Below are 7,557 nucleotides of genomic sequence, written 5' to 3' on the forward strand. Positions count from 1 at the left end.
GGGGAACTCAGCGCCCAAGCCTCCGGCAAATACCGATGGTATCGCATGTAACGCAGGTCCAATCAAACCGCGCCGCTTTGCCGGCGCACTCCAAATCCCATCTATCGCCCCTCGATCAGGACATAGGGCGCCCAGTATTTGGGATCGCTGCGTGGAGAGTCCTTAGCCTGGATCCAGGCCAACTGGGTCTCCCGCAGGACCTCGGCCGGGTGGCGCTTGGGGCCCTGGAACCATTTGAAGTAAAAATCCCGCATGAACGCCGCGGCCAGGTGGTCGTTCAGGGGCCAGAGGGTCATGAGCAGATTGCGGGCGCCGGCGATGCGGAAGGCCCGCACCAGGCCATAAACGCCTTCCGAGTAGTCCACCTCGCCTTGGCCGGTGTCGCAGGCGGAAAGGGTGACCAGCTCGGTGCCTTCCAGATTCAGATCCTGGACCTCCAGGGCATAGAGAACACCGTCCTCCCTGGCGGGACTTCGCTCGCCCTTCATGCCAGCGTTGGCCCCCGCCAAGGCCAGGCCGGCCAGGGTCATGGGCCGCTCGGTATGTTGCGCCTTCTCGGGGAGAAAGAACCCGTGGGTCGCCAGATGCAATATCCGCGGTGGGGAAACAAGCGGTTTGAGCCGGGATTTGAGTCGGGTCTCTGAGGCATCTCGGCCCCGCCAAACCTGGGCCTTGCGGTTATCAGTATCCCTATAGAGCTGACCCACCGCCTTGGCTTCGGAACCCGTGAACTTCAGGTTTTTGAAACCCTCCCGTTCGTCGCGTAGGCGCTGGGTCATGGCAATCAGCCCGTCCATGGCCGGTTGGGTTGCGACCGGGATCGAGGGTGTCGCCCCAGCCGCCGGGAAATTTGCGTAGTCCACGCCACCGTAGGCGATCATGCCCTTGGCGGTGGAGGCCGGATCCGAACCAGATTTGACAAGGTCGCGTCCGGTCTGAATCTGGCGTAGTTCCTGGCGCTCGATCCAATAGCGTCCGTCCGGGACCACCAGCCGCGCGAAGGCCACCAGATCCAGCAGGCTATCAGCGGCGATATAGAGCCGGTCGTATTTGGTCAATTCGGCATCCAGCTTGCCGAAGAGTCTTTGGTAAAACGCTTGGGCCGATTCCTTGCTGCCGGTCTTTCGGAGGGTGCCATGGGCTAGGGCTATCGGCGTGATGGGGCCGAGATCCTGGAGCAGGAGCTCAGGTCCGTCCTCTGGATTTGCGGGAATCAGAAGGGCCAGCCAGTGCAGCTTCCCGCGGTCACCGGTCTTGAAGTCAATCGGGATGAAGGCACGCAGGGAGAGCAGGGCCGAGTCCTGGGGCAATTGGGACCTTACCTGTTTCCAGTCGACAGTACGGCTTACCCGATGGTCACGGTACTTCCGGCTTCGATCGGCCAGCTCCACCTCCAAGCGTTCGACCGCTGCACGGGTGGTGGTGATGGCCTCTTTGTCCGGCTCGGGCAGATTCACCAGCCGACTCAGCTCGGCCCGGCGTCCGCTCAGTTCCTTGGCGATCTTTACCACCCCTGGGTCTCGGCTGGTTCGGACAACCCAGGCGATCAATGCCTCGGCCTCGCCGGCTAAGCGCTTCCAGCGCAGCAACACATCAGCGGCCAGCCGTAAGGCATCCGGTTCGGGATGCTGTAGGGCGAGATTGAAGACAACCTGCTGGAAGAAGGATCTGGTCAGCAGCCAGCGGCGGCGGGTCTGCTCCCGGTGGGTGGTGGCGAGCTGATCGCCGACAAAGCTACGCAGACGCTTGTCTACCTGACGCAGCTCCTGCAATGCCCGATCTCGCTGCCCGCTGTCGATCAGTACAAGGGCCAGATTGAGCTGAGTGATGAGATTCTGGGGGTGATCCTGGCCCAGTATCCGCTCGCTGGCCTCCAAAGCTCGCACATACAACGGCTCGGCCTCGTCATAACGGCCCTGGTCATCATAGAGCCTGGCCAGGTTGTTGAGACTGGTGAGGGTTCGAGGGTGGTCTTGGCCCAGCACTCGCTCGATGGCCTCCAAGGCGTGCAGATACAGGGGCAAGGCCTCCTCGTAGCGGCCTTGCGCTCGATACAACTCGGCGAGGTTGTTGATACTGCCGAGGGTTTGGGGATGATTCTGGCCCAGTATCCGCTCGCGGGCCTCGCGGGCACGCACCAAGAGCGGCTCGGCCTCGCCATAACGGCCTTGCTTTTGATACAGCAAGGCGAGGTTGTTGAGGCTAATAAGGGTCTGGGGGTGATCCTGGCCCAGTGTCCGCTCGTGGGTCTTGAGGGCATGCAGATACAGGGGCTCGGCCTCGCCATAACGGCCTTGGCTTTCATACAGTGCGGCGAGGTTGTTGACACTGCCGAGGGTATCGGGGTGGTCCTGACCCAACACCCGCTTGCGGGCTTCCAGGGCACGTACAAAGAGCGGTTCAGCCTCGCCATAGCGGCCTTGTGCTCGATACAGCGCGGCCAAGCCGTTGACACTGGTGAGGGTTTGGGGGTGGTCCTGGCCCAGTGTCTGCTCGCTGGCTTCCAGGGCGCGTAGATACAGGGGCTCGGCCTCGCCATAACGGCCTTGGGCTTGATACAGCCCGGCGAGGTTATTGAGGATGGTGAGAGTGTCGGGGTGGTCCTGGCCCAGTGTCCGCTCGCTGGCCTCTAGGGTACGCAGATACCGCGGTTCGGCCTCACCATAGCGGCCTTGCACTCGATACAACTCGGCAAGGTTGTTGGTGCTAAGGAGAGTGCGGGGGTGGTCCTGGCCCAGTGTCCGCTCGCGGGCCTCGAGGGCGCGTAGATACAGGGGCTCGGCCTCGTCATAGCGGCCTTGCTCGTGATACAGCCGGGCGAGGTTATTGACGCTGATCAGGGTCTGGGGATGGCCCTGGCCCAGAATCCGCTCGCTGGCCTCCAGGGCACGCAGATAGAGCGGCTCGGCCTCATCATAGCGGCCTTGGGCTCGATACAGCTCGGCGAGGTTGTTGACACTGCCGAGGGTATCGGGGTGGTCCTGGCCCAGCACTCGCTCGCGGGCCTCCAGGACGCGCAGATGGAGCCGCTTGGCCTCGTCATGGCGACCTTGGGCATGATATAGGTTGGCGAGGCCGTTGACACTGTGGAGGGTGTTGGGATGGTCCTGGCCCAGAATCCGCTCGCTAGACCCAATGGCACGCAGATACAGCGGCTCGGCCTCATCATAGTGGCCGTGTTCGAGATGCAGCCCGGCGAGGTTGTTGAGTACGGTGAGTGTTATTTGGTGTTCCTGACCCAGTTCCCGCTCGGCCAGTGCCAATGCCTCGCGGGCGACAGTCTCCGCCTGGGTGTACTGGCCGTCCTGGTAGAAGCCGATCGTGGTTCGGTTGAGGGCGTCGATTAGATCCTCTGCGGTCGGCTCTCCGTCTTTCTGTTCACGGAGTAGTTGGAGCACGGCCTCGGATTCGGGGCCGACGGGCTCCAGTGCCCAAGTCGGGCCGGCCACGGCCAGCAGTACGGCCACCAAGCAAGCAATCCCGGATCTTGCGTTCATCATCTTCGGCCTCATTCTCGACTACCCATCTTCATCGCCTATCGATACAAGATCTCGTTTTCTCGTTCCCACGCGCTGCGTGGGAATGCGGAAGCTCCGCGCCGCGGAGAGAATCAAGCCCGTGTCCACCATTCCGTATAGACGGGAATCAAACCTTCCATGCCCAAATAATTCCGCGCACTACTTGTTTTTCCAGATCCGGTGACTGAAGAATACAGTGCAGGTGGTTTTCCAGAATCACATAGCCGTACAAGCGAACCCCCTGGTTTTGCTGGCGGTAGGTGAAGGCTTCCAGCAGGATTTCCACCGTATCGGGGCGCGTAAACACCGGTAGCCATTCCAGCACGGTGAATGTCATGAAATGCGGTGCCTGCGGTTCGACAATGCGGTAGCGGCTACGGCTCATGGAGTCTCCGAAACACTCCGCGGCGCGGAGCTGCCGCATTCCCACGCAGCGCGTGGGAACGAGAGAAAAAATCCGGAGACCATTTCCTTACGATCAGGCAGTCGACGGCTTGCCGACACAAGTCCAAATTACAAATCGTATTAGGGTTTTTACTGTACTGCATTAGAACCACAGATAGACACGGATAAACACGGATGGCTCTTTATGGATTCCGGACTGCTTTGGAGTGCGCCGGCAAAGCGGCGCGGCCCGAGCTAACCTCAGCCACGGGGGATACCAGCGGCATTGGTCGGGAATCCAGGCACTTAGCTCCACCCGCGCCGCGGCGACGGCGCTTTCCCCTGGCCGCAATACCTTGGCCGGGAACGGATACCTCGCCACATCCAAAGCGGCGGCAGGATGGTGCCACTTGACCGACCCCCGGCTTATGCCTCGTGCTGTCGGTTCCGGTAAGCATCGGGGTGAAGTGGCCGCCGCACTCCAAAAACGTCCGGTGGAACCCTTCCATGATCGTGAACAGTCCGGAATCCATAAAGAGCCACACGGATTATGATCCGTGTTTATCCGTGTCCATCCGTGGTTCTTCGGTGCGGTTCGCTACCTGCCTATGCGTCATCGAGGTGTCCCTGGATTGGTTGGTATCCGCCGCAGGGCCCGAATCTGATCGCGCGGTATCTGGAGGGTCGGCATCTGGCCGCCGTCCTGGTTGGGTCGGATGAGATACAGGGAGCGGGCCGTCTGCAGCAGCAAGCGGTAGTTGCCGGCGGCCAAATCCTGCGGTAGGTCCCGGAGCTTGGCAGGGGCGTCGCCTGGGTCTAGTGTGGCCCAGACCCGGACCAGGGGGTAGTGCTGGAAGCCTGATTCCCGGTGATCCCGGTAGTCGGCCCGAGCGGCGGCCTCGCCCATGAAGTAGAAGAGTACGAAGGCCAGGAGACCCCAGAGGGGCGCCGTTCGGGCCATGAGGTCCAGAATGGGATCGACTCGGGCCCAGTAGGTCAGACCCACCATCCAGACGATGGCGAGTATCAGCCACCAGAAGGACTGCAATACCCAAAAGCCGTACATGAAGTGATATTGGAAGGGGATGCCCAGGCCGATCAAACCCAGCTCGAAGCGGTCGTACCAGTGGTAGGCGTAGGACCAACCGGCGGTATAGATGAGGGCCGTGATCAGGGTGACGGCGGCGCCGAGGTCTAAGATGCGGGGGTTCGTGTTCATGGCTGGTCTTCCTCCCCATCGGCAGGTCGGGTCGTGGCCGTGGGCGGTGCCGCTTGCGCATTATCCTCTCCATTCTCTCCGCGCATGACACGCCCCAGGTCGGCCCTATCGCTCAATCGGCAGGGCTTACAGCGAGGCTCTCCGTCCGCCACCGGCTCCAGATCCGCTCGTCCGGTCAGCTCGATCTGTTCGCCGCTGACGGCATCCAGGCAGAAGATCCGCGGTTGGGTGCTTGGAGGGTCAGTCTGCTGTTTTAGGCAGTCGAACCAAGTGGTATCGTCGGCGGCGACCAGACAGAAGCACTTGCTGCCGAAGGCTGGGCTGGCTAGTAGGGGCCAGGCCAGCAGGGCCGGCAACAGGAGGGCGAATCTCGACATATGGATCTCCGGTTGTGTTCAGTTGGACACCGGTCGTAACCGTTCATCCCCCTTAAGGATTTCGGCTTGATGCGGGCATAAGCCGTTGATTTCTCGTTTTCGGGATCAGGGTCGAGAGGGGGCTGGACGTTTACATTGGTTTTCTCACCACAGAGGACACAGAGGGTTGGATTCGATAGCATCAGCGTCCGACGCCATCAATCAGGTGGGACCTGACAATTAGTTTCTTAGACAGCCTCTTAGACCCCGCACCGCGGACGGTAGCCGGCGGGGATCAGAATCGTAGGTGTGCGCTGGGACGGGTCTGCGTCGGGAAAATCGAGGTTGTAGTGGAGGCCGCGGCTTTCGCATCGGCTTTGCGCGGAGCGGATGATGAGGTCCGCCACCTCCACCAGGTTGCGCAGCTCCAGCAGGTCGTTACCGACGCGGAAGTTGCTGTAGTATTCGATGATCTCTTGGCGCAGCAGGTCTACCCGGCGCTTGGCCCGCCGCAGGCGCTTGTTGGTGCGGACAATGCCCACATAGTCCCACATGAAACGGCGCAGTTCGTCCCAGTTGTGGGCGACCACGATCTCCTCGTCGGGTTCCGTGACCCGGCTCTCGTCCCAGGGGGGGACCTCTGGCTCCGGTGCCGGTCGGGTCATGTGCGCTTCGATGGCCCGGGCCGCCAGCTCACTGTATACCAGGCATTCCAGCAGGGAATTGCTGGCCATGCGGTTGGCCCCGTGCAGTCCGGTGCAGGCGACCTCGCCCACGGCGTAGAGTCCGGGCAGGTCGGTATGGGCTTGCCTGTCCACCAGGATGCCGCCGCAGGTGTAGTGGGCAGCGGGCACCACGGGGATCGGCTCGCGGGTGATATCCACGCCCAGTTCCAGACAGCGCACGTGGATCGTGGGGAAGTGCTGCTCGATGAATGCACCGGGCCGGTGGGAGATGTCCAGGTACAGGCACTCGCTGCCGAGACGCTTCATCTCATGGTCGATGGCGCGGGCGACGATATCCCGCGGGGCCAGCTCCGCCCGTTCGTCGAAACGCGGCATGAAGCGCTCACCGTTGGGTAACAGCAGACGGGCCCCTTCGCCGCGCAGGGCCTCGCTGATGAGAAAGGATTTGGCCGCGGAGTGATAAAGGCAGGTGGGATGGAACTGCATGAACTCCATGTTGGCGACCCGGCAGCCGGCACGCCAAGCCATGGCGATGCCGTCGCCGGTGGCGACGTCGGGATTGCTGGTATAGAGGTAGACCTTGCTGGCGCCGCCGGTCGCTAGGACCACGCAGCGGGCGACCAGGGTGACGACCCGTCCCGAACGCCGGTCCAGCACGTAGGCACCGATACAACGATTGTCCTCAAGGCCCAGCTTGCGGGTGGTGATCAGATCCACCGCGTTGTGGTCTTCGTAGAGGTGGACCTTGTCACGCTCGCGTATGCGACGGTCCAGCGTGCCCGCGATCTCCTTGCCGGTGGCATCCGCCGTATGGACGACGCGGCGGTGGCTGTGTCCCCCCTCGCGGGTGAGGTGATAGCTGCTCGGGTCCTGCCCTTGGGTGTCGCGGGTGAAGCGCACCCCCTGTCGGAGCAGCCAGTGGATTTCCTGGGGTCCGTGCTCTGCGACCAAGCGGACCACCTCAGGGTCGCACAGGGCGCCGCCGACCCGGAGGGTGTCTTGGATGTGGGAATCCACCGAATCCTTGGGGTCCAGCACGGCGGAGATTCCACCTTGGGCGTAATAGGTGTTGCCCTCGAGCAACGCGCCCTTGGAGACCACTGCGACGGCGATGTCCGAGCGCAGTTTCAAGGCAAGGCTTAGGCCCGCCGCTCCGCTGCCGAGGATCAGGACATCGTAGCGAAGGATGTTATTCATGGAGATAGATCTTACCGGAAACTCCCGCGGGTGGCAGGGTGGGCACCGACGAGTCTTTCCGACACCGTGGCTTCACCTGTATAAATTTTTTATACGCGCTCGCCTCGGTGTCTTTCCGGTAGTGGCTCAGTTTGAAAATTTTATGCTTGGCCGCTCACTTTCCGGCCCATTTAACGCCAGGACGCAATGGCGCCAAG

6 protein-coding genes are annotated in these 7,557 nt (G+C 62.0%); 1 reads left to right on the forward strand and 5 read right to left on the reverse strand.

Features of this window, described 5'->3' with window-relative positions:
* Window positions 1-101 precede the first annotated feature (101 nt).
* The 5 genes from BQ17_RS10070 to nadB all read right to left on the reverse strand — a co-directional run bounded on the left by BQ17_RS10070 (window position 102) and on the right by nadB (window position 7,360).
* On the reverse strand, window positions 102-3,500 hold the full coding sequence (locus tag BQ17_RS10070) for a CHAT domain-containing protein (protein ID WP_176722379.1): 3,399 nt from the start codon (window positions 3,498-3,500) through the stop codon (window positions 102-104).
* 145 nt (window positions 3,501-3,645) lie between these two features.
* Window positions 3,646-3,903, reverse strand: a complete 258-nt coding sequence (locus tag BQ17_RS10075; RefSeq protein WP_141699216.1) for a hypothetical protein — start codon at window positions 3,901-3,903, stop codon at window positions 3,646-3,648.
* A 612-nt stretch (window positions 3,904-4,515) separates the two neighbouring features.
* Window positions 4,516-5,121: a hypothetical protein gene (locus tag BQ17_RS10080; RefSeq protein ID WP_089726704.1), complete on the reverse strand. Its 606-nt coding sequence runs from the start codon at window positions 5,119-5,121 to the stop codon at window positions 4,516-4,518.
* A complete protein-coding gene (locus BQ17_RS10085) occupies window positions 5,118-5,498 on the reverse strand; it encodes a hypothetical protein (RefSeq protein ID WP_089726706.1) in 381 nt (126 codons plus the stop codon). The genes BQ17_RS10080 and BQ17_RS10085 overlap by 4 nt, the downstream gene beginning before the upstream one ends.
* A gap of 239 nt (window positions 5,499-5,737) precedes the next feature.
* Entirely contained in the window at window positions 5,738-7,360 is a 1,623-nt protein-coding gene (gene nadB, locus BQ17_RS10090) for an L-aspartate oxidase (protein WP_089726708.1), read from the reverse strand.
* Between nadB and BQ17_RS22585 the strand changes: the two genes are divergently transcribed.
* Window positions 7,359-7,557 (forward strand): hypothetical protein (locus BQ17_RS22585; protein ID WP_218068209.1); only part of this gene is annotated, 199 nt, incomplete at its 3' end. The genes nadB and BQ17_RS22585 overlap by 2 nt on opposite strands.

It is taken from the genome of Candidatus Thiosymbion oneisti, assembly GCF_900092655.1.
Lineage (GTDB): Bacteria > Pseudomonadota > Gammaproteobacteria > Chromatiales > Chromatiaceae > Thiosymbion > Thiosymbion oneisti.

Excerpts from the sequence above, each read along its gene's own strand:
- BQ17_RS10075 (WP_141699216.1), bottom strand. The coding sequence starts at position 3,903 with ATGAGCCGTAGCCGCTACCGCATTGTCGAACCGCAGGCACCGCATTTC.
- nadB (WP_089726708.1), bottom strand. The coding sequence starts at position 7,360 with ATGAATAACATCCTTCGCTACGATGTCCTGATCCTCGGCAGCGGAGCG.
- BQ17_RS10070 (WP_176722379.1), bottom strand. The coding sequence starts at position 3,500 with ATGATGAACGCAAGATCCGGGATTGCTTGCTTGGTGGCCGTACTGCTG.
- BQ17_RS10085 (WP_089726706.1), bottom strand. The coding sequence starts at position 5,498 with ATGTCGAGATTCGCCCTCCTGTTGCCGGCCCTGCTGGCCTGGCCCCTA.
- BQ17_RS10080 (WP_089726704.1), bottom strand. The coding sequence starts at position 5,121 with ATGAACACGAACCCCCGCATCTTAGACCTCGGCGCCGCCGTCACCCTG.